The sequence below is a fragment of the Kitasatospora sp. NPDC004799 genome (assembly GCF_040609095.1).
Classification (GTDB): domain Bacteria; phylum Actinomycetota; class Actinomycetes; order Streptomycetales; family Streptomycetaceae; genus Kitasatospora.
Genome location: NZ_JBEXJK010000710.1, coordinates 1 through 2158 on the forward strand (window position 1 = coordinate 1; position 2158 = coordinate 2158).

2 protein-coding genes are annotated in these 2158 nt (G+C 76.9%); both read right to left on the reverse strand.

Going from position 1 to position 2158, the window contains the following annotated elements; genetic code table 11:
* Positions 1-211: 211 nt before the first annotated feature.
* Positions 212-1633 carry an acyl-CoA synthetase gene (locus ABZW03_RS40150; protein ID WP_355269734.1) on the reverse strand — a complete coding sequence of 474 codons (1422 nt, stop codon included), beginning with the start codon at positions 1631-1633 and terminating at the stop codon, positions 212-214.
* Positions 1634-1876: 243 nt separating this feature from the next.
* Positions 1877-2158: electron transfer flavoprotein subunit alpha/FixB family protein (locus ABZW03_RS40155; RefSeq protein WP_355269736.1), on the reverse strand; the 282-nt coding region annotated here is incomplete at its 5' end.

Genomic DNA, 2158 nt, shown 5'->3' on the forward strand with positions numbered 1-2158 from the left:
TCCGTCTGTCCCCCCGGGGGGCGTCGCGCCGCCCCCCGCCCCCCCGCGGCATGTCGCCCAGGGGGTTCGGTTCTGCCTGCTCGTCACGTTAGGCACGCGTCCGCTCACCGCGCGCAGTGGAGTGCGCCAATGGAAGGGTCACGGGTGGTGAGCACCGACGGCGCATCAGGGTGAACACCCGTCACCCGAGGGGGCGTCCGGAGCCCCGTCGTCAGCGGCCGCCGGCCTCCGCCAGCAGCTGCTTCTTCAGCACCTTCCCCAGGGCGTTCCTGGGCAGTTCGGGCACGAGGACGACCCGGCGCGGCCGCTTGTGCACCGAGAGCCGCTCCGCCACGAAGGCCGTCAGCTGGTCCCCCGTCACGGCGCCGTCCGGAACGACGTACGCGACGACCGCCTGTCCGAGGTCCTCGTCCGGCACGCCGACCACGGCCGCGTCGGCGACCGCCGGGTGGTCGCGCAGCGCGGCCTCGACCTCGCCCGCGCCGATCCGGTAGCCGCCGCTCTTGATCAGGTCCACCGAGGCGCGGCCGACGATCCGGTGGAAGCCGTCCGCCCCGATCACCGCGACGTCGCCGGTGCGGAACCAGCCGTCCGCCGTCCACGCCTCGGCGTCCGCGTCCGGCCGGTTGAGGTAGCCGCTGAACAGCGTCGGGCCGCAGACCTGCAGTTCGCCGACGCTCTCCCCGTCGGCGGGCACCGGCCCGCCGTCCTCGCCGACCAGCCGGGTGCGGACCCCGTCCACCGGCAGCCCGACGCTGCCGGGGCGCCGCTCGCCGTCCGCCCGGGTGCTCACGGTGATCAGCGACTCGGTCATCCCGTACCGCTCGATCGGGGCGTGCCCGGTGAGCGCCGCCAGCTTCTCGAACACCGGGACGGGCAGCGGCGCGCTGCCCGAGACCAGCAGCCGGGCCGGGGCGAGCCGGGCCGCGGCCCGCGGGTCCGCCGCCACCCGGGACCAGACGGTGGGCACCCCGAAGTACAGGCTGCCGCCCGCCGCCGCGTACCCCTCCGGGGTGGGCCGCCCGGTGTGCACCAGGGCGCTGCCGGTGCGCAGGGCGCCGAGCACCCCGAGCAGCAGCCCGTGCACGTGGAACAGCGGCAGGCCGTGCACCAGGGTGTCCTCGGCGGTCCACTGCCACGCGGCGGCCAGCGCGTCCAGGTCGGCGGCCACCGCCTCGCGCCGGATCACCACGCCCTTGGGCGCGCCGGTGGTGCCCGAGGTGTAGAGCACGAAGGCGGTCGACCCGGCGGCCGGCTCGGCGTGGCCGGTGGCGGAGCGCTGGGCGGGGTCGACCGGCAGCCCCGCCACCGGGGTGTCCGGCGGCAGCTCCTCCCCGACGGCGTGCGCGAGCAGCGCCGCACCCGAGTCGCGCAGGATGTGCTCGCGCTCCTTGGGCCCGGAGTCGGGCGGCAGCGGCACCACCGGGACGCCCGCCAGCAGGCCGCCGACCACGGCGGTGACGGTCTCGACGGTGGGCCGGGCGAGCACCGCGAGCGCCGGGGCACCGGCCACCCGGTCGGCGACGGCCGTCGCCGCGCCCAGCAGGTCCTCCCGGGAGAGCGCCCGCCCGTCGATCCGCAGCGCGTCCGCCGCGTCGCCGAAACCGCCCTGAAGTGCCGTCAGCAGTGCCATGCCACCGTCCTCGCCTCGTCCCACGCCACCGCGCCGCGCCGGTGCGCCGCGCGTCCGTCTCGCGCGTGCGCCTCCGCGTCACGCGCCGGCGCCGACTCTACGGGCCGCCGGCCCACCGGCCGCGATCCGGGGACGACCGGCCGGAGCGACGGGCCTGGCCGAGGAGGCTCCGAACGGCCGGGAACGACGGAGGGCGCGGCACCGGGCACCCGGCACCACGCCCTCCGAACCTCCCCGCGGGGATCAGGCCTTGCGGGCCTTCACCTCGGCGGTGAGCTGCGGCAGCACCTGGAAGAGGTCGCCGACCACGCCGTAGTCGACCAGTTCGAAGATCGGGGCCTCGGGGTCCTTGTTGACGGCCACGATGGTCTTCGAGGTCTGCATGCCGGCCCGGTGCTGGATGGCGCCGGAGATGCCCGCCGCGATGTAGAGCTGCGGGGAGACCTGCTTGCCGGTCTGGCCGACCTGGCTGCTGTGCGGGTACCAGCCGGCGTCCACGGCGGCGCGCGAGGCACCGACGGCCGC